The following is a 17,596-nucleotide window of genomic DNA, read 5'->3' on the forward strand; positions in this document are numbered from 1 at the left end:
GTCTCCCTACTCAGGACCGCGCCAGTTGCGGCAGGTCGTCCTCGATGTCGTAGTAATCGCCCTTGTCGTCGCAGAAGATGTGCTTCTCCAAGGATAGCCCCGTGGGCGCGTCCAGCGCGCCGAGGGCGAAGCTGATCGTGTCCTCGTCATGCGCCTTCCAAAAAAGGAAGCTGCCGCAGCGCGCGCAGAACCCGCGCATGGCGGCCTCGCTCGCCGCGAACCACTCGGGCGCCCCGGTGATGGTCAGATCGGCCTCGGGCACATGGGCCGAGGCCCAGACATGGCCCGACTGCTTGCGGCACTGGCCGCAATGGCAGACCGTGACGCCCTGCGGCGCGCCCCTCACCTCGAACGTGATGTCACCGCAAAGGCACCGCCCGCTCAGCATGTCTCATCCTCGCGATATTGCGGCAGATCGCTGCCGATCTCGTAATAGTCGCCCTTTTCGCGCACCCAGACATGCGCGCCCAGCCGCAGGCCGGTGGGCGCATCGAGCGCGCCCATCAGCAGATGTACATGCGCGCCCTCATCCCCGCGCCAGAACAGCGTCGAGCCGCAGGCGCCGCAGAACCCGCGCTTGCCGATCTGTGAGGCGCGATACCAGCGCAGCGTCTCCTGGCGCGTCATTCGCAGACTGCGCTTGGCCACCGGAACGGCCGCGAAATGATGCCCCGACTGGCGGCGGCATTCGTCGCAATGACAGGCGATGGCGGTGCCGGTGGGCGCCCCCGCCGTGAAGGCCACCTGACCGCAGAGGCACGCGCCGCGCAGCATATTCACGTTCTCCAAGGCATGGCTGTTGCGCCCAGTAGCGCGCCGTAGACCATGAAACAGACCGCCAGCCCGCGGCGCAGCGGGCGGCTTGCCACCGCGCCCAGCGCCGAGCGGCCGATACCTGCGCCCAGCGCCGTGTACCCCATGTAGCTGAGCGCGGTCAGCGACAGCGCCGTTGGCACGATCACCCACATCTGCTCTCCGATCGGCACATTCGGTTGCACGAACTGCGTGAAGGCGGCAAGGTAGCCCGCGACGCTCTTGGGATTGATTGTGGCGATCAGGAAGGCGCGCGCATAGACCGTGCCGCCACCGACATCCGCCGCGCGCAGCGCGCGGCCCGCCTGGCGCCATGTGCGCACGCCCAGATAGATCAGAAACGCCGCTCCGATCAGCTTGGCCACCTGGAATGCCATGGGCGACGCCAGTAGCAGGGCCGACACGCCCAGCGCCGAGAGCGCCAGAAACAGCGCCGCCTGTGTCAGGATCGCCGCGACACCGGGCAGAGACCGGCGAAAGCCCAGGGTGACACCGTTGGTGATGCAATTGACAGCGTTCGGACCGGGCGTCGTCACGAAGACTGCCCAGAAGATCGCAAAGACGGTCCAGCCCTCCCAGCTCATCGCGGGCCCCTCAATAGACCGGCGGCGCGATGACCCAGATCGCGACGGCAGGTTTCGGATAAGGGTTGCGCCAGGAAAAGGCCTCGCCCCGGATGCGGAAACTGTCCCCCGCGCGGGCCGTGAAGTCGCGCCCCGCGATGGTCAGGTCCAGCTGGCCCGATACGATATAGCCCACTTCCTGCGTGGGCCGAGTGACGGTTTCGGGCGCGGTGGCGCCGGACGCGAAGGTCGAGTGGATCATCTCGAAATCATCGGTGAGGTCAGGCGACAGAAGCTCTTCGGCAAGGCCCGGCCTGCCCGCGTCGATGGGGCGGCGCGCGCCGCGGCGCACGATATAGCCCGCCTCATCCTCGGGCGCCGCCGGCTGCGCCATCAAGAGCGATGGGGGCACGTCCAGCGCCTTGGCCATCAGTTCCAAATCGGCAATGCTGGGCTGGGACAGGTCCCGCTCGACCTGGCTGAGCCAACCAACCGAGCGCCCTAGGCGCCGCGCCAGATCCGCCAGCGTGACGCCCCGCGACCGCCGCAGGGCGCGCAGATCGGCCCCTGAGGCATGCGGCGCAGTGATCTGGGACTGAAGCATCTGGCGACTCGGCGTGAAATTATGCTGTACTTTTTCACGCTGCTCTTGAACAGTGAAAAACGCAAGAATAATTTCACGCCGAATTGCGGGCGGTCTAGCCGCCGAAGGTTTGCCTCAGCAGGTGCGTCAGGCCTTCGGCATCGCTAGAATCAAAGGCCGCGACACGATCGCTGTCGATATCCAGCACACCGATCAGATCGCCCGCCCCGTTGCGTACAGGCAGAACGATCTCGGACCGGGTGCTGCTGGAGCAGGCGATATGCCCGGCAAACGCCTCAACATCATCGACCAGCTGCACCTCGCCCGTGCGCGCGGCAGCGCCGCAAACCCCGTGTGAGAAGGGAATGACAAGGCATCCATGCCCACCCTGATAGGGACCGATTTTCAGCAGCTCGGGCTGGGTCACCCGGTAGAATCCCGTCCAGTCAAAGCGTGAATCGGCGTGATGCAGCTCGCATGCCATCGTCGCCATCAAGGATACGGTATCGTCCTCGCCCTCGGTCAGGGATGCCAGCACCCTCGACATCTCGTCATAGTCTATCCGCATGGTCATCGCCCCATTTGCTGCGTCTTTGACGGCCCGTCTAACTTTTTCGGAAGGCGGGAACCAGATGGTAACGAATTGGACCTAGCGTGAGGCGAAGCAACAGGATTGTAGCGGAGCGATACATGGATCTGACCAGCAACAGGCAAGGCGCCTACCAAGTCATCACAGTCAACGCACCGCGGATCGACGCGGCGGCGGCTATCGCCTTCAAGGAGGCGCTGCGCGTGCAAACGGCAGAGGGGGCCGAGGATGTCCTTCTGGATCTCGGCGCGGTCGAGTTCATCGATTCCAGCGGCCTTGGCGCCATCGTCGCGGCGCTCAAGCTGGTCGGTCCCGGTCGCCGCCTCGATCTGGCGCGGCTGACACCCGGTGTGGAAAAGGTGTTCCGGCTGACCCGGATGAACACAATCTTCACCATCCACGAGGCGCTCGAGGATGCAGCCCCCCGGCGGGCCGGGTAGACCCCCCGAATTGGAGATGCCATGACGGCTGCAGCCAATCGCGCCGCATCGGGGCGCGCGCCACGCCCCCGGCACCTGGGCCTGACCATCAGCGCGTCCCCCGGCGCTGTGCGCGACGGCCTTGCCCAGCTGCGAGACTTCCTCAGCGCGGCGCGTCTAGGCGCCGATGTCTGCGGCACGGCCGAGATCGTCCTGGCCGAAGCGCTCAACAACGTGGCCGAGCATGGATATCCGTCGGGCAAGCCCGGCCCGATCCGGATCGAAGCGATGCTTGATGAAACGCGGCTGACCGTCGACATTACCGACGAGGGCACACCCCTGCCCGGCCTCCGCCTGCCTCTCGGGCGCTCTCCGCTAATCACCAGGCCGAAGACCGAGCTGCCCGAAGGCGGGTTCGGATGGTTCATGATCCACAGCCTGACATCGGCGATCAGCTATCGGCGCCGCAATGGGCGCAATCACCTCCACCTGGCGCTGGATGTGACCGGTCAGGAGTAAGCAATTCCCAGCCGTGGCCCGTATCGACGCGTCCGGCCATATCACCCGGACATCACGGCAAATCCCCGGTGCCGCAAACTTGCCGCTTTCCTTTCTCATTCCCGACAGAGTGCACAGCCAGAACACTGATGTAGCTGCAAAAGCTTCCCTCGGCGCTGTGTTTAATTGCCCCCACCCAGTGCGCAGCGTCGAGGCCCCTTTGCATCGCTCGGGTATGTAGTCCCGCTCTCCCTGCTATAGTCCCTGATCTCTTGGCAATCGCGCAGCCGCGTCCTAACGTACCGGCAGATCCAAATGCAGGAGCTTTCATGCGCGATTTTCATCTGCCCGGCCGCTCGCCCGTTCTGGCCTCCAGCGGCATGTGTGCCACCTCTCATCCACTGGCCGCCAAGACCGCGGTCGATATTCTGGAACGGGGCGGCAACGCCATGGATGCCGCCATTGCGGGCGCTGTCCTTTTGGGCATTTGCGAACCCCAGATGACGGGCATCGGCGGTGACTGCTTTGCCCTTTTCACCGTGCCCGGCAAGGAGGGCGCGCAAGCATTCAACGGCTCAGGCCGCGCGCCCGCTGCCGCCGATGCCAAGGCCCTCCGCGACCGCGGCCTCGATGCGGTGCCCTTGCGCAGCGCCGACGCCGTGACCATCCCCGGTGCGATCCACGCCTTTTGCGAGCTGAGCGCGCAGCACGGCAAGCTGGGCCTCGATGCGATCCTTGCCCCCGCCATTCGGTATGCGGATGAGGGCGTGCCGGTCGCCCCGCGCGTGGCCTGGGATTGGGTAGAGTCCGCCCCCGCGCTCCAGGGTCACGCGCTGGGGCATTACCTGCCCGGCGGCACGCCGCCCAAGGCGGGCACGCTTTTCCGCGCTCCCGGTCAGGCTGAGGTGCTGCGCCGCGTCGCCGCCAAGGGGGCCAGCGCCTTTTACGAGGGCGAGATCGCCGAGGATATGCTGGCCGCGCTCAGCGCCGCCGGGGGCGTGCATACCGCCGCCGATTTCGCCGCAAATCGCAGCGATGCGGCAGAGCCGATCAGCGGCAGTTACAAGGGCCGCGAGTTGGTCGAGCATCCGCCCAACGGGCAGGGCGCGACGGCCATCCTCATCCTCAACATCCTCGCGCAGTTCGACGTGGCCGCGATGGACCCGCTGGGGGCCGAGCGCGTCCATCTGGAGGCCGAGGCGACCAAACTGGCCTATGACACCCGCAACCGCATCATCGCCGATCCCGATCACACCACGCGCACGGAATTCATGCTGAGCATGGACACCGCGCAGCGCCTTGCCGCGATGATCGATATGAAGCGTGCGATCCCCTCCGCCGCGCAGATGACCGAGGCGATGCACCGTGACACCGTCTACATCACCGTCGTCGACAAGGACCGCATGGCCGTGTCGCTGATCTACTCGATCTTCCACGGCTTCGGCGCGGGCATCGCGTCCGAGAAATTCGGCATCCTGCTGCAGAACCGCGGCGCGGGCTTTACGCTGGCTGAGGGGCATCCGAACGAACTGGCCGGCGGCAAGCGGCCCTTTCATACGATCATCCCCGGCATGCTGTGCGATGCAGGCCGCGCCGTCATGCCCTTTGGCGTGATGGGCGGCGCGTATCAGTCTACCGGACACGCGCGGTTCGTCTCGAACCTTGCCGATTTCGGGATGGATCCACAGACTGCCATCGACGCGCCCCGTGCCTTTGCCGACAAGGGCGAGATGCGGGTCGAGCGCGGCTATTCCGACGCCGTGCGCGCCGATCTGGCCGAGCGCGGGCACAAGGTGGTGATTCCGCAAGAGGCGATCGGCGGCGCGCAGGCGATCGAAATCCGCGAGGATGGTGTGCTGGAGGGTGCATCGGACCCGCGCAAGGATGGCTGCGCGCTGGGATACTAGCGCCGGGCCGGGCTGCCCTGCCCGCGCGGGGCGGCCCTAGTTCAGCTGGAAATGCAGCGGATAATGGCCGTCCTCGAACGGCCCGAAAAGGTCGTCGATATCGGGATGCTCGACCGGCTCGCCGGAATAGTCGGCGATCAGGTTCTGCTCGCTGACATAGGCCACGTAATAGCTCTGCTCGTTCTCGGCCAGAAGGTGATAGAAGGGCTGATCCTTGACCGGGCGGCTGTCCTCGGGGATGGAGGAATACCACTCCTCAGTATTGGCAAATTCGGGGTCGACGTCAAAGATGACACCGCGAAACGGGTGCTTCTTGTGACGGACAACTTGCCCGAGGTGATATTTTGCACGTGTCTTTAGCATAGCCTGCAGCCCTTAAACGTTGAGAGTAATGGTTTCAAGCATGCTTTGTCCAACGATCTTGCATGTTTGGTTGGAAACAGTCTGTCAGCCATGAAATGCGCGCATCGGCGACCGCGCGCGGCACGCGAAATTCGTGATTTCCCATTTGCAAGAAATTGGGTAAGCTGACCTTATAAACGAAGGCAGCGAAGACTGCCGCAAAAACGAGAGCAGAGGCAGCTATGAGCAGACAGCTTCGCGCGCTCCTTCTTTTGGTGCTGGTCGCGGCCTGCGGGCGCGGTGGCGGCTATGGGGAATCTCCCCGCCAGATGGAGGATGCTTGCGCAATCTTGCGGGAACGTCCCGAATACAGACGCGCCTTCCGTGCCGCCGAGCGGCGCTGGGGCGTACCCACCCATGTCCAGATGGCGACCATCTACCAGGAGAGCAAGTTCGTCTCGGACGCGCGCACTCCGTACCGCTATACGCTGGGCGTGATTCCGATGGGCCGGCAAAGCTCGGCCTTCGGGTATAGCCAGGCGCTGGATGGCACCTGGGATGAATATGTCGCCGAATCCGGCTCGCGCCGGGCGCGGCGGGACAATATCCATGACGCGACCGATTTCATGGGCTGGTACATGTCCAAATCGCGGGCGTCGCTGAATATCCCGATGTATGACGCCCGCAATCACTACCTTGCCTATCACGAGGGCCGCACGGGATATTCGCGCGGCACCTACAACAACAAGGCGTGGCTGGTCCGCGTCGCCGGCACGGTCGAGCAGCGCGCGGCGCGCTACCAGGCCCAGTTGCAGCGCTGCAACTGACGGCATAAGCCGTGATCAGGCGAAGAAAGGGCGACGCATTGCGCCGCCCTTTTTGGTCGGGGCGAAACCGCCTCAGCGGTCTCCCGTGCTGCCCGTGCCGATGCCCGGAATGACGAAGCTGTCATTGCCGATGCTGACGCCCGTGGTCAGATCACCCAAAATGACGGTCGTGCGGCTGCCGCCGGAATCGTTGATCACCCATTGGCGCAACTCGGTCGGGTTGGCGGTGAACACCAGATCTATGCTGCCATAGTCCGGGTTTTCGGGATCCTGCGCGCGCACGGTTGTCGTGTTTCCATCGCTGCTATGGCCCGTGACCATACGCGCGCGGGTCAGATCCACGTTGCGCGCAAGGATGATCGACAGGGGCGTGCGGTTCAATGGATAGCCCTGCGGGCCCTCGTTCGACTTGCCGTCGATGATGCCCACCGTGTCGCCATCGGCGACCACCAGCATGTCCTCGGGGGGCTTGTACTCGAACCGCACGCGGCCCGGGCGCTTGATCAGGATGCGGCCCTCGCTGATGGTGCCGTCATCGTTGATCTGGGTAAATGCGCCGCTGGCCGTCTGAAAGCTGTTCAGATAGCGCGACAGTTCGGTCAGCGGCAGCTTCTCGGCCGCTGCGGGCAGCGCGGTTGCGAGGATCAGCGCCATGGCGGCGGCGATATAGCGTAATGGATACATGGCGTAGCCCCTGTCCTTGGGAGTTTCAGTGTCGCTTGTCGCAGGTTTCGCGGTGATATGCGATAACATCCCCGTCATCCCCCGGCCCCGCTGCCCGCAAGAAACCAGTATACCGCGACCGAGGCCATGGCCGCCCCCGCAAAGCCCAGCAGCATGAGCAATCCGTCGCGCACCGTCATCGCGAGCCCCAGAAAGGCGATGGACAGCATCGGCACCGAACTCGCCCATGGAATCAGTTCCAGGGGCGGCACGGTAAGACAAAGGCCCAGAATGACGATGCCGGCGAGACGCGCGGCAACCGGTCCGGCCAGAGGGTCCAGCCGCCTGCCGAAATGCCGGTCCATCCATTCCGCAAGTCCGCGCAGCGATGAGACGGCATTGCGCACTTTTTGCGCACTGACCGAACGATTCTCAATGAAGCCGGGCAGCCAGGCATGTTTGCGGCCCATAACCAGCTGAATGGCAAAGACCCCGCAGATCGACGCGATGATGGTGGGCACGCCGGGAATGGCGCCGATAGGGGTTTCCTCAAACAGCGCAGGCACGAACATTAGCGGGCCAAAACCGCGCCCGCCGATCGCCTCGGTCACGTCCCCGATCGAGACGTCCTCTTTGCCGTCCTGCTCCGCCAAGTCGCGGATATTGTCGAGGACATCCTCGACCGCACTGGTTTTTCGCGCTGCTGCCATGCTGACCCCTCAAGCTTGTCGATCAACGCGGCGTGCATCAGTGCAGTTCCGGTCAGTGCGGGGCCCGGATGGGGCTCCGCTTATTGCTCGGGCACGAGGATCTCGCGCTTGCCCACGTGGTTCGCGGCCGAGACCACGCCCTGATCCTCCATCTGCTCGACAAGGCGCGCGGCCTTGTTATAGCCGATGGCGAGCTTGCGCTGGATATAGGAGGTCGAGCATTTGCGATCGGTGATCGCAATCTGCACCGCCTGATCGTAAAGCGCGTCCTCGCCATCCGTATTGCCCCCGGTCGAGAGGCCCAGAACGGCGTCGATATTGCTCGCCTTGTCCTCATCCGGGCCTTCAAGCACGCTGCCGACATAGACGGGCGGGCCTTGGCTCTTGAGGTGGTTGACGACATCCTCGACCTCTTCGTCCGAAACGAAGGGGCCATGGCAGCGGGTGATCTTGGCGCCCCCGGCCATGTAGAGCATGTCGCCCATGCCCAGAAGCTGCTCGGCGCCCATCTCGCCCAGGATGGTGCGGCTGTCGATCTTGGACGTCACCTGGAAGCTGATGCGCGTTGGAAAGTTCGCCTTGATCGTGCCGGTGATGACATCGACCGAGGGGCGCTGCGTGGCCATGATGATATGGATGCCGCTCGCCCGCGCCATCTGCGCAAGGCGCTGAATGCAGGCCTCGATCTCCTTGCCGGCAACCATCATCAGGTCGGCCATCTCGTCGACGATCACAACGATATAGGGCATCTTCTCGGGCGCGAATTTTTCCGTCTCGAAGACAGGTTCGCCGGTCTCGTCATCGAATCCCGTCTGTACCGTGCGGCTGAACATCTCGCCCTTGGCCAGCGCATCAGCCACGCGGGAGTTGTAGCCGTCGATGTTGCGCACGCCCATCTTGGACATCTTGCGATAGCGCTCTTCCATCTCGGCGACGGTCCATTTCAGCGCCACGACCGCCTTTTTCGGGTCCGTCACGACAGGGCTCAGCAGGTGCGGAATGCCGTCATAGACGCTGAGTTCCAGCATCTTGGGGTCGATCATGATCATCCGGCAGTCATCCGGCGTCAGCTTGTATAAGAGCGACAGGATCATCGTGTTGATCGCCACCGACTTGCCCGAACCCGTGGTGCCCGCGATCAGAAGGTGGGGCATCTTGGCCAGGTTCGCGATCATCGCGTCGCCGCCGATATCCTTGCCCAGGGCCAGCGGCAGCTTGTGATTGCCATCGCCGAAATCGCGGTTCGACAGGATCTCGCGCAGGCTGACCATCTCGCGGTTGTCGTTGGGCAACTCGATCCCGATCACCGTGCGTCCGGGCACGGTCGAGACGCGCGCCGAGAGCGCAGACATGGAGCGCGCGATATCGTCCGAAAGGCCGATGACCCGGCTTGCCTTGAGACCCGGCGCAGGCTCCAGTTCATACATGGTCACGACGGGGCCCGGACGGACTGAAACAATCTCACCCTTCACGCCGTAATCGTCCAGAACGACCTCCAGCATCCGCGCGTTTTCCTCCAACGCCTCGTCGCTGAGGTGATAGCGCGTGATGGTATCCGGGCTCGACAGCAGGCTGAGCGGGGGCAGTTCGTATTCGACGCCGGGCGCCTCTTCGAATTGGAGGGCGGGCTGTGCCTCGGCCACGGCGCGGGCTGACGGCGCGGGCGCCTTGCGCTGAAGGTGCTGAACCACCTTGCGCGGCTCGGGCGCCTGTGCACGCGGGGCAGGCTGCGGCGTGGCGGGCGCGCTGTCATCGAGGATCACGGCCTCGTCCATATCGTCCGCGCTATAGGCATCATCGAGCGTGTCATGGTGCGGCTGAGGCTCCGGCGCGCGGGGGGGCGCGATCTCTGCGCGGGACGCAGTCAGGCGAGGCTCAGGCGGCAGCGCGGCGGCGCCCGCCGTCAGCGGCGGCTCGGGCGGCAGGTAACCGGGCCGCGACGTGTCCAGAACCAGCGGCGTCGGCCCGCGGCGCCCACCGCGCGCGATGGCGGCGGCAGCCGCCTGCTGAATCGGGGCGGCGGGGCCGGAGCGCACGCGCGACTTGATGATATCGGCGATCTTTTCCTTGATACGGTCCTCGCCCGGCATGGCGTAATCGCCCGCGACAGACTGCGGCTCGACCAACTCGGGGGTCGGCATCGCCTCGGGCTTGCGCGCCAGCGGGTTGATCCGGCCCAGAAGCCCGCCCTGCTTTTCAGGCGCGCGCGGCGTCGCGCGCTGCGGCGCATGAAGCGATTGTCCCGGTGCGCTCTGCGCGTAGAGGGGCGGCTCGGCGGCCTCGTCGTAGACCTTGGCATGGGCGCTGCGGCTGACGCGCGGCGCTTCCTCGGCGGCCTCGGCCATGGCAGGCTCGGCCCGGCGCGCCTGCGCCGAGGCGCGCGCGTGCCGCGCCGCACCCGCAGCCCCCGCCGCACCGCGCGTGGCAAGGCCGACCAAGGCCGAATAGGCCATGACGACGCCCAAAATCATCCAGCGCAGACCGCGCCGGATCTCGCTGCGCTCGAACCCGGTGACGAAGGCGCCCAATGCCAGCATGACACCGCCCAGAACAAGCGACAGCAGCTTGAGCCCCGCAGCCGCCCCGATGGGCAGGATACCCAGCGCCGCACCCATGACGGTGTCGCCAAAAATTCCGCCAAGCCCAAAGCTGTGGCTGGCATACCATTCGGCGCCCGGTGTCAGCGACGCGGCATAAAGCGACAAGACCGCGACCCAGATTGGCGCAAAGATGATGCGGGCCATCACCCGCTCCTGCCCGCGATGCAGCACGAAACGCACGCCCCAGGCTGCCAGCACGACCGCGACACCCCAGCCGCCAAGGCCAACCACCATGAAAAGCGTGGCCGCGATGGTCGCGCCGGTCTGGCCCATCCAGTTCTGCACCGGCGTGTCCACCGCCGACAGCCAACTGGGATCGTCGGGGCTGTAGGAGGCGAACATCATAGCGGCCAGAACCGCCACACCCAGAAGGCCGAGGCCCAGCAGTTCCTTGCCGCGTTTCTCGATGGCCAGCGCCATGTTGCTGTCCAGAAGAGGATCGCGCCCGCGTGTCTGATATGCCATTTCGTCCCTCGTCCTTACGCCCTGCAGGTGCCGCGCGATGCGCCGCCCTGCCCGGCCCCAAGCGCGCATGCGCGCGCGGCCCGGCTGATTTCATCTTTGACCTGAGGAAAGGGAATTCGCGCCAGCGCGCGCCCGGCTTGCGCGCCCGCCGCATGGCAAAGGCGCACCACATAAGGGGCCGCAAGGTTCGAAAACCGCTCGGAATACATGTCTACTGCCTCAGGTTCGGGATCGTTTTCGCCCCGTATCCTTCAAAACTACGCGCTCTGCCCGCGTCCGTCCAGCGAAACCATATTCGCAGCCGCGCGATTGTGGTATTTTTGGCAAGGATGGCATTTTCTTGGGGAAAATATCCAATTCCAACGGCTTAGCCCAGCGCCGCCTCCGCCGCTTTGGCGACACGCAGCAGGCGCTCCTCGCCCATTGCCGCGCCGCACAGCATGATCCCGCAACTGGGCACGCCCGTCGGCAAGGTGATGGCTGCGACGCCCATCAGGTTGCCTACGCGGGTGTTGCGCAGGGTCAGAAGGTTCTCGGTGACATAGTAGTCGCCGTCGTCCATCAGGCGCGCGGCATCGGGCGGCAGGTTGGGCGCGCTCGGCATCAGCACGGCGTCATAGCCGGCCACACGCTCGGCCCAGATGGCCCGATAGGCGTCCAGCCGCTGCCAGGCGGCAACGAATTGCGGCGCGGTCACATCGCGCCCGCTTCTGAACCTGTCGCGAATGGGGCCGAACATCTTGTCCGGATCCGCCTCGATCACGTCGCCCCAGGTGCCATAGGCCTCGGCCGAGAAAAGCGTGGCCGAAAGGTCCATCGCCTCGTCCACCTCGGGCATTGTAAGCGGCGTCAGCGTGGCGCCCGCGGCCTCGAGGCGCTGGCAGGCCTCTGCGTAAGCGCGCGCAGGCGCGTCGCGCAGACCCTCCATCACCGTACTTTGCAGCGTGGCAAAGCGCATGCCCGTGAGCGAGGCGCCGTGCAGATCTACGGGCGTGCGACCCTCCAGCACTGCGAGCAGCAGCGCCGCATCCTCGACGCTGCGCGTCAACGGCCCGACCGTGTCAAAACGTGCGGCAAGAGGAACCGTGCCTTTGCACGAGACGCGCCCGGCCGTGGTTTTCAGGCCCACCAGATCGTTCCAAGCCGCAGGCACCCGCACCGAGCCGCCCGTGTCACTGCCGATCCCGGCCGCGGCCAGCCCATGCGCCACGCTGGCCGCCGCGCCCGAGGACGAGCCGCCCGCGACCGCCTCTGGGTCATTCACGCAAGGCGGCGTGGCGGTCATCGGGTTGAGGCCGAGGCCCGAAAAGGCCAGCTCGCTCATATGCGTTTTGCCCAGGCAGACGAGGCCGGCTGCTGTGGCATTGGCCAGCACCTCAGCGTCACGCTCCGGCACGCGGCCCTCCAGCAGGCGGCTACCCGCCTGCGTCACGGTGCCAGCGCTGTCAAAAAGATCCTTCCAGCTGATCGGCACGCCATCGAGCAGACCGCGCCGCTGGCCCTCTCTGGCGCGGGTGGCGGCGGCCTGCGCCTCGGCGCGGGCGCGGGCTTCGGTGACTGCGGAATAGATGCGCGGCGCGGCGGGATGCGCGGCAATCGCCTCCAGAAATGCCTCGGTCAGATCGACCGCATCAATGCGGCCCGCGCCGATCGCGCGGCCCAGATCCGCCGCGCTCATGATTAGCCAGTCCTGCATCGCCCGTCTCCGCCTGAAACATTTGAAATCGGACAGACCGTAGCGGCAGGGTAGCGCATGGACAATCCCGCATTCGCGGCCATATTGAGGGCCATGAAAATGGATAGTGATATCGTGATCGTCGGCGGCGGCCTGGGTGGCCCCGCCTTGGCATTGGCCTTGGCGCAGCAGGGGGTGGGCGTGACCGTCGTCGACGCCCTGCCCCGCCCGGACCGTGCGGACAGCGATTTTGACGGGCGCGCCTATGCGCTGGCGATGGCGTCGGTGCGCCTGCTGCGCCGTCTGGGTGTCTGGGCCAGGATCGAGGACCGCACCCAACCGATGCTGGAAATCAAGGTCAGTGATGGGCGCGCGGGCGCCGGGCCGCTCACGCCCTTCGCGCTGCATTTCGACCATGTCGAGCTGGAGGAAGGCCCAATGGGCCATATGTGCGAGGACCGCGTCCTGCGCCCTGCCCTGCTGGATGCGATGGACGCCGAGGGCCGCATCACCACGATTTCCGGCGATGCTGTCACCGCGCAACAGGTGGACAGCACCGGCGCGACACTGACGCTTGCCTCGGGCCGCAGCCTGCGCACGCGGCTCATTGTCGGGGCGGACGGGCGCGCCTCGGGTACCGCGCAGCGGGCGGGTATCACGCGCACCGGCTGGGGATATGGGCAAACCGCGCTGGTTTGCGCCGTCGCACACGAGTTGCCGCATCACGGCATTGCGCATCAGTTCTTCATGCCGCCCGGCCCGCTGGCCATCCTGCCTCTGCCCGGCAATGTGTCGTCCATCGTGTGGAGCGAGAGCGCGCGCACCGCCGCCGCCTTTGCCGCGCTGGATGACGAGGATTTTCTGGCCGTGCTGCGCCCCCGGTTCGGCGATTTTCTGGGCGATATCTCGATCAAGGGCAAGCGATACACCTATCCTCTGGGCCTGAGCCTGGCGAACAGCCTGATCGCGCCGCGCCTTGCGCTGGTGGGCGATGCGGCGCACGGGATGCATCCCATCGCCGGACAGGGTCTGAACGCCGGGCTGCGCGACGTGGCCGCCCTGGCCCAGGTTCTGGGCGAGGCCCGCGCGCGGGGCGAGGATATCGCCGATGCGGGCGTGCTGGAGCGCTATCAGCGCTGGCGCAGGTTCGATATCGCGGCGCTGGCGGCAACGACCGATTTCAGCAACCGGCTCTTTTCCAACGACAATCCTCTGCTGCGCGGTCTACGCGATCTGGGCATGGGCGCCATTCAGGCCGTCGCCCCACTGCGCCGCGCGATGATGCGCGAAGCGGCGGGACTGACGGGCGATCTGCCCGAGCTGATGCGATAGCCGCGAGGCGCGCGCACCCGTCAGGCGTCACTCCCAATCCTTGAGCGCATCCTCGTCTTCCTCGCGCGCCGCCACCCATGCGGCATCGCCCCCGGCCACTTCCTTCTTCCAAAAAGGTGCGCGGGATTTGAGGTAGTCCATCAGGTACATTGCCGCCTCGAATGCATCTTTACGGTGCTTTGAGGCGGTGGCGACCATCATGATCATGTCATCGGGGCTCAGCCTGCCATAGCGGTGGATGATCAGGCTATCGCCCAGATCCCAGCGCGCATGCGCCTTTTCGGCAATCTCCTGCAGGGCCTTTTCCGTCATGCCGGGATAATGCTCGATCTGCATGTGATCGAGGTCGCCGTCCAGATCGCGCACGATGCCGGTAAACGTGACGACGGCGCCCATGCGGCTCTGGCGCGCGGCGAAGGCATTGGCCTCGGCCCCGAAATCAAACGCCGCCTCCTGCACACGCACATCCATGCGGATCAGCCCCCGGTCATTGGCGGAAAGAACGCGACCTCGCGCGCGCCTGCCAGCGATGTATCCCATCCGGCCAGTTCCTGATCGACGGCGACCCGCAAGGCGGCCAGATCGCTGAATGCCATGTCGTACCGCGCCTCGCGCCCGCGTAACTCATCCACCAAATCCTGCACTGTCGCAGCATCCGTTGTCAGCGTCTCGCGCGGCAGGCCGATCCGCTCGCGGACCCATGCGAAATATAGCACATCCATCAGCGATCATCCTTCAGATAGGGCAATGCCTTGACCATGTAGTCCCAGCCGGTCATCAGCGTCAGCGCCGCAGCCAGCCACAGCAGGACAACACCGCACCACCATGTGATCATGGCTGCGTAATAATTCCAGACCAGCCCGACCTCATCAGCGACGCGGCCCGCCATGATATCGTCGACCATGGCCGTATCCATGCCCCGCGTCCGGTCGAGGATATTATGCTCGAACACCCCGGTCGAGAAGAGCACGGCGATGGCAACCATCTGCAATGTCGTCTTCCACTTGGCCAGCTTCGTAACCTTCAGAAGGCCCGCTGTATCACCCAGAAACTCGCGCAGGCCCGAAACGAACACCTCGCGAAACATGATGACCGTCGCGGGGAGCAGGAACCACGCATTCATCCCGGAAAAACCGGTGATGACCATCAGCGCGATGACCACCATCGCCTTGTCCGCGATGGGATCCAGCATCGCGCCCAGCCGCGTCTCCTGCTTCCATGAGCGCGCCAGATAGCCATCGAACCAGTCGGTAATCGCGGCGGTGACAAAGAGCAGCAAGGCGAACCAATCCGCATATGGGCGCGTGAAATAGAGAAACATGACCGCCACGCCGGGGGCAGCCAAGAGACGCAACAGCGTCAGCAGATTTGGGATCGTCCATGTCATGGCCTATCTCTACCCCGCCAGCCGCACCTGCGAAAGCCCCGCTTTGGCAACCGGGCGGCTGTTTTCCGCACGGAAACAGCTCGGAAAATTTGAATTTTCCGGCGCTCAGCCCTTGTCGTGGAAATAGTCATAAACCTTTTGCGCCAGCGCCTCGCTGACACCGTCCACCGCCTTGAGATCGGCAAGGTTGGCGCGGCTCACGGCCTTGGCACTGCCGAAATGCGACAGAAGCGCGCGCTTGCGCGCGGCCCCCACGCCCGGCACATCGTCGAGCGGCGTGGCGCTGACCGCCTTGGAGCGTTTCGCGCGGTGCGTGCCGATGGCAAAGCGGTGCGCCTCGTCGCGCAGGCGCTGGATGAAGTACAGCACCGGGTCATTGCGCGGCAGGGCGATAGGGCGCTGGCCGGTGCGGTGGAACTCCTCCTTGCCCAGATCGCGGTCGATCCCCTTGGCGACGCCGACCATGGGAATGTCGCTGACGCCCATCTCGTCCATGATGGCCCGCACGGCGCTGACCTGCCCGGCCCCGCCGTCGATCAGCAACAGGCCCGGCCAAGTGCCCTTGGTGCGATCGGGATCCTCTTTCAGCAGGCGTTTGAAGCGGCGTTGCAGCACCTCTTTCATCATGCCGAAATCGTCGCCGGGGGTCAGGTCGTCGCCGCGGATGTTGAACTTGCGATACTGGTTCTTCAGCATCCCCTCGGGGCCTGCGACGATCATCGCGCCGACGGCATGGGCGCCCTGGATGTGACTGTTGTCATAGACCTCGATCCGCTCGGGCGGGGCATCCAGCCCGAAGGCATCGGCGACACCGCGCAAGAGCCTGGCCTGGGTCGCGCTCTCGGCCATCTTGCGGGCCAGGCTTTCGCGCGCGTTGCGCAGGGCGGACTCGACCAGTTCGGCCTTCTCGCCCCGTTGGGGCACCGTCAGCGTCACCTTGCGGCCCAGCTTGCCACTGAGCGCCTCGGCCATGAGATCCGGGCTTTCGATTTCGTTCGACAGGATCAGCTGGCGGGGCGGCTCCTTGGTGTCGTAGAACTGGCCGATGAAGGCCTCCAGCACCTCGGGCGCCTCCACATCCGCGCCGACGCGGGGGTAGAAGTCGCGGTTGCCCCAATTCTGTCCCGCGCGGATGAAAAACACCTGCACGCAGGCCTGCCCGTTCTCCAGATGCAGCGCAATGATGTCGGCCTCGTCGACCGAGCGCGGGTTGATGCCCTGCGCGGTCTGCACCTGCGTCATCGCCTTGATCCGGTCGCGGAGGGCGGCCGCGCGCTCGAATTCCATCGCCTCGCTGGCCTCGGCCATCTGCGCGGCAAGCTTCTCCTGAATCTCGGTGGATTTGCCGCTGAGATAGCGTTCGGCATCGCTGACCTGCGCCGCATACTCGGCCTTGGAGATATAGCCGACACAGGGCGCGGTGCAGCGCTTGATCTGGTATTGCAGGCAGGGCCGCGTGCGGGTCTCGAACATCGAGTCGCTGCAATTGCGCAGCTGGAACACGCGCTGAAGTTGCGCGAGCGTGCGGTTGACTGCGCCCGCGCTGGCGAAGGGGCCGTAATAGGCCCCCTTCTCGCGCTTGGCGCCGCGGTGCTTCTTGATCATCGGGTAGTCGTGCGACTTGGTGACGAGGATGTTCGGAAAACTTTTGTCGTCGCGCAGCAGCACATTATATTTCGGCTTGAGCTGCTTGATCAGGTTCTGCTCCAGAAGCAGCGCCTCGGTCTCTGTCGCCGTGGTCAAGAACATCATCGACGCGGTGGCGTCGATCATCCGCATGATGCGCCCCGTATGCCCCGTGGGCCGCGCATAGCTGCTGACCCGCGCCTTGAGGTTGCGCGCCTTTCCCACGTAGAGAACGCGCGCCTGCGCATCCAGCATCCGGTAGACGCCGGGCGACGCATCCAGAGTGCGCAGGTAGGATTGGATCACCTTGTGGCCGGTGGGCACAGCGGCTGTTTGCGGGGTCTGGTCGGTCATGGGTCTATAGATATGATTCTGCCGTCTGGCTGCAATCTTGGAAGGGCGCGCACAAGGGGAATCCTTTCCACCATTTCTGTGGATAACTCTGCGGGTAACATTCTTGCATACTCGAATTTCCCTTTAGCACCGCGGGCTTCGCCGATTTGCCTGTTTTTTGGGCATGCACACAAGCGACTGATATCACTGTGGATTTTTTACGCTGCAGCGCAATATACTGAAAACGCTAGGCTTTTTGTAACG

At 65.1% G+C, this 17,596-nt stretch carries 19 protein-coding genes; 5 read left to right on the forward strand and 14 right to left on the reverse strand.

Annotated elements, in window-relative coordinates; translation table 11 throughout:
* Positions 1-10 precede the first annotated feature (10 nt).
* From ACEWPL_RS11530 to ACEWPL_RS11550, 5 genes are all read right to left on the reverse strand, one after another.
* The gene (locus tag ACEWPL_RS11530; protein ID WP_393932435.1) at positions 11-388 is read right to left on the reverse strand and encodes a GFA family protein; all 378 of its coding nucleotides are present in this window, start codon (positions 386-388) and stop codon (positions 11-13) included.
* Positions 382-780 carry a GFA family protein gene (locus ACEWPL_RS11535; RefSeq protein WP_393932551.1) on the reverse strand — a complete coding sequence of 133 codons (399 nt, stop codon included), beginning with the start codon at positions 778-780 and terminating at the stop codon, positions 382-384. Before ACEWPL_RS11535 ends, ACEWPL_RS11530 begins: the two co-directional genes overlap by 7 nt.
* Positions 777-1,397, reverse strand: a complete 621-nt coding sequence (locus tag ACEWPL_RS11540) for a LysE family translocator (protein ID WP_393932433.1) — start codon at positions 1,395-1,397, stop codon at positions 777-779. The genes ACEWPL_RS11535 and ACEWPL_RS11540 overlap by 4 nt, the downstream gene beginning before the upstream one ends.
* Positions 1,398-1,407: 10 nt before the next feature.
* The gene (locus ACEWPL_RS11545) at positions 1,408-1,980 is read right to left on the reverse strand and encodes a helix-turn-helix domain-containing protein (RefSeq protein WP_393932431.1); all 573 of its coding nucleotides are present in this window, start codon (positions 1,978-1,980) and stop codon (positions 1,408-1,410) included.
* A 94-nt stretch (positions 1,981-2,074) separates the two neighbouring features.
* Complete coding sequence (locus tag ACEWPL_RS11550) at positions 2,075-2,527, reverse strand: GAF domain-containing protein (RefSeq protein ID WP_393932549.1); 453 nt, start codon at positions 2,525-2,527, stop codon at positions 2,075-2,077.
* Positions 2,528-2,649: 122 nt separating this feature from the next.
* On the opposite strand from ACEWPL_RS11550, the gene ACEWPL_RS11555 reads away from it, so the two are divergent.
* The 3 genes from ACEWPL_RS11555 to ACEWPL_RS11565 all read left to right on the forward strand — a co-directional run bounded on the left by ACEWPL_RS11555 (position 2,650) and on the right by ACEWPL_RS11565 (position 5,372).
* Positions 2,650-2,988 (forward strand): STAS domain-containing protein, encoded by a 339-nt coding sequence (locus ACEWPL_RS11555; protein ID WP_393932429.1) that lies wholly within the window; start codon positions 2,650-2,652, stop codon positions 2,986-2,988.
* A 21-nt stretch (positions 2,989-3,009) separates the two neighbouring features.
* Positions 3,010-3,486 carry an ATP-binding protein gene (locus tag ACEWPL_RS11560; RefSeq protein WP_393932427.1) on the forward strand — a complete coding sequence of 159 codons (477 nt, stop codon included), beginning with the start codon at positions 3,010-3,012 and terminating at the stop codon, positions 3,484-3,486.
* A 308-nt stretch (positions 3,487-3,794) separates the two neighbouring features.
* On the forward strand, positions 3,795-5,372 hold the full coding sequence (locus tag ACEWPL_RS11565) for a gamma-glutamyltransferase family protein (RefSeq protein WP_393932425.1): 1,578 nt from the start codon (positions 3,795-3,797) through the stop codon (positions 5,370-5,372).
* A 36-nt stretch (positions 5,373-5,408) separates the two neighbouring features.
* Here the strand turns inward: ACEWPL_RS11565 and hspQ are convergent, their stop codons facing one another.
* Positions 5,409-5,735: a heat shock protein HspQ gene (gene hspQ / locus ACEWPL_RS11570; RefSeq protein WP_393932423.1), complete on the reverse strand. Its 327-nt coding sequence runs from the start codon at positions 5,733-5,735 to the stop codon at positions 5,409-5,411.
* Positions 5,736-5,956: 221 nt separating this feature from the next.
* Between hspQ and ACEWPL_RS11575 the strand changes: the two genes are divergently transcribed.
* Positions 5,957-6,541, forward strand: coding sequence for a transglycosylase SLT domain-containing protein (locus ACEWPL_RS11575; RefSeq protein ID WP_393932421.1), 585 nt, complete (start codon positions 5,957-5,959; stop codon positions 6,539-6,541).
* A gap of 72 nt (positions 6,542-6,613) precedes the next feature.
* Here ACEWPL_RS11575 and ACEWPL_RS11580 read toward each other — a convergent pair whose 3' ends face one another.
* From ACEWPL_RS11580 to ACEWPL_RS11595, 4 genes are all read right to left on the reverse strand, one after another.
* A complete protein-coding gene (locus tag ACEWPL_RS11580) occupies positions 6,614-7,225 on the reverse strand; it encodes a LolA family protein (RefSeq protein ID WP_393932419.1) in 612 nt (203 codons plus the stop codon).
* A 74-nt stretch (positions 7,226-7,299) separates the two neighbouring features.
* A complete protein-coding gene (locus ACEWPL_RS11585; protein WP_393932417.1) occupies positions 7,300-7,914 on the reverse strand; it encodes an exopolysaccharide biosynthesis protein in 615 nt (204 codons plus the stop codon).
* Between the two features lie 80 nt (positions 7,915-7,994).
* Entirely contained in the window at positions 7,995-10,979 is a 2,985-nt protein-coding gene (locus ACEWPL_RS11590) for a DNA translocase FtsK (protein ID WP_393932415.1), read from the reverse strand.
* Between the two features lie 367 nt (positions 10,980-11,346).
* Complete coding sequence (locus ACEWPL_RS11595; protein ID WP_393932413.1) at positions 11,347-12,675, reverse strand: amidase; 1,329 nt, start codon at positions 12,673-12,675, stop codon at positions 11,347-11,349.
* A gap of 93 nt (positions 12,676-12,768) precedes the next feature.
* Between ACEWPL_RS11595 and ACEWPL_RS11600 the strand changes: the two genes are divergently transcribed.
* Positions 12,769-13,986: a UbiH/UbiF/VisC/COQ6 family ubiquinone biosynthesis hydroxylase gene (locus tag ACEWPL_RS11600; protein WP_393932411.1), complete on the forward strand. Its 1,218-nt coding sequence runs from the start codon at positions 12,769-12,771 to the stop codon at positions 13,984-13,986.
* A gap of 27 nt (positions 13,987-14,013) precedes the next feature.
* Here ACEWPL_RS11600 and ACEWPL_RS11605 read toward each other — a convergent pair whose 3' ends face one another.
* The 4 genes from ACEWPL_RS11605 to uvrC all read right to left on the reverse strand — a co-directional run bounded on the left by ACEWPL_RS11605 (position 14,014) and on the right by uvrC (position 17,353).
* A complete protein-coding gene (locus tag ACEWPL_RS11605; RefSeq protein ID WP_393932409.1) occupies positions 14,014-14,457 on the reverse strand; it encodes a molybdenum cofactor biosynthesis protein MoaE in 444 nt (147 codons plus the stop codon).
* Between the two features lie 5 nt (positions 14,458-14,462).
* Positions 14,463-14,711, reverse strand: a complete 249-nt coding sequence (moaD, locus tag ACEWPL_RS11610) for a molybdopterin converting factor subunit 1 (RefSeq protein WP_393932547.1) — start codon at positions 14,709-14,711, stop codon at positions 14,463-14,465.
* Complete coding sequence (gene pgsA / locus ACEWPL_RS11615; protein WP_393932407.1) at positions 14,708-15,373, reverse strand: CDP-diacylglycerol--glycerol-3-phosphate 3-phosphatidyltransferase; 666 nt, start codon at positions 15,371-15,373, stop codon at positions 14,708-14,710. Before pgsA ends, moaD begins: the two co-directional genes overlap by 4 nt.
* 105 nt (positions 15,374-15,478) lie before the next feature.
* Positions 15,479-17,353 (reverse strand): excinuclease ABC subunit UvrC, encoded by a 1,875-nt coding sequence (gene uvrC / locus ACEWPL_RS11620; RefSeq protein WP_393932405.1) that lies wholly within the window; start codon positions 17,351-17,353, stop codon positions 15,479-15,481.
* Positions 17,354-17,596: the final 243 nt, after the last annotated feature.

The organism is Roseovarius roseus, from assembly GCF_043355935.2.
Lineage (GTDB): Bacteria > Pseudomonadota > Alphaproteobacteria > Rhodobacterales > Rhodobacteraceae > Roseovarius > Roseovarius roseus.

Coding starts and splice junctions, on each gene's coding strand:
- ACEWPL_RS11530 (WP_393932435.1), bottom strand. CDS start 388: ATGCTGAGCGGGCGGTGCCTTTGCGGTGACATCACGTTCGAGGTGAGG.
- ACEWPL_RS11540 (WP_393932433.1), bottom strand. CDS start 1,397: ATGAGCTGGGAGGGCTGGACCGTCTTTGCGATCTTCTGGGCAGTCTTC.
- ACEWPL_RS11545 (WP_393932431.1), bottom strand. CDS start 1,980: ATGCTTCAGTCCCAGATCACTGCGCCGCATGCCTCAGGGGCCGATCTG.
- ACEWPL_RS11550 (WP_393932549.1), bottom strand. CDS start 2,527: ATGCGGATAGACTATGACGAGATGTCGAGGGTGCTGGCATCCCTGACC.
- ACEWPL_RS11555 (WP_393932429.1), top strand. CDS start 2,650: ATGGATCTGACCAGCAACAGGCAAGGCGCCTACCAAGTCATCACAGTC.
- ACEWPL_RS11560 (WP_393932427.1), top strand. CDS start 3,010: ATGACGGCTGCAGCCAATCGCGCCGCATCGGGGCGCGCGCCACGCCCC.
- ACEWPL_RS11565 (WP_393932425.1), top strand. CDS start 3,795: ATGCGCGATTTTCATCTGCCCGGCCGCTCGCCCGTTCTGGCCTCCAGC.
- hspQ (WP_393932423.1), bottom strand. CDS start 5,735: ATGCTAAAGACACGTGCAAAATATCACCTCGGGCAAGTTGTCCGTCAC.
- ACEWPL_RS11575 (WP_393932421.1), top strand. CDS start 5,957: ATGAGCAGACAGCTTCGCGCGCTCCTTCTTTTGGTGCTGGTCGCGGCC.
- ACEWPL_RS11580 (WP_393932419.1), bottom strand. CDS start 7,225: ATGTATCCATTACGCTATATCGCCGCCGCCATGGCGCTGATCCTCGCA.
- ACEWPL_RS11585 (WP_393932417.1), bottom strand. CDS start 7,914: ATGGCAGCAGCGCGAAAAACCAGTGCGGTCGAGGATGTCCTCGACAAT.
- ACEWPL_RS11590 (WP_393932415.1), bottom strand. CDS start 10,979: ATGGCATATCAGACACGCGGGCGCGATCCTCTTCTGGACAGCAACATG.
- ACEWPL_RS11595 (WP_393932413.1), bottom strand. CDS start 12,675: ATGCAGGACTGGCTAATCATGAGCGCGGCGGATCTGGGCCGCGCGATC.
- ACEWPL_RS11600 (WP_393932411.1), top strand. CDS start 12,769: ATGAAAATGGATAGTGATATCGTGATCGTCGGCGGCGGCCTGGGTGGC.
- ACEWPL_RS11605 (WP_393932409.1), bottom strand. CDS start 14,457: ATGGATGTGCGTGTGCAGGAGGCGGCGTTTGATTTCGGGGCCGAGGCC.
- pgsA (WP_393932407.1), bottom strand. CDS start 15,373: ATGACATGGACGATCCCAAATCTGCTGACGCTGTTGCGTCTCTTGGCT.
- uvrC (WP_393932405.1), bottom strand. CDS start 17,353: ATGACCGACCAGACCCCGCAAACAGCCGCTGTGCCCACCGGCCACAAG.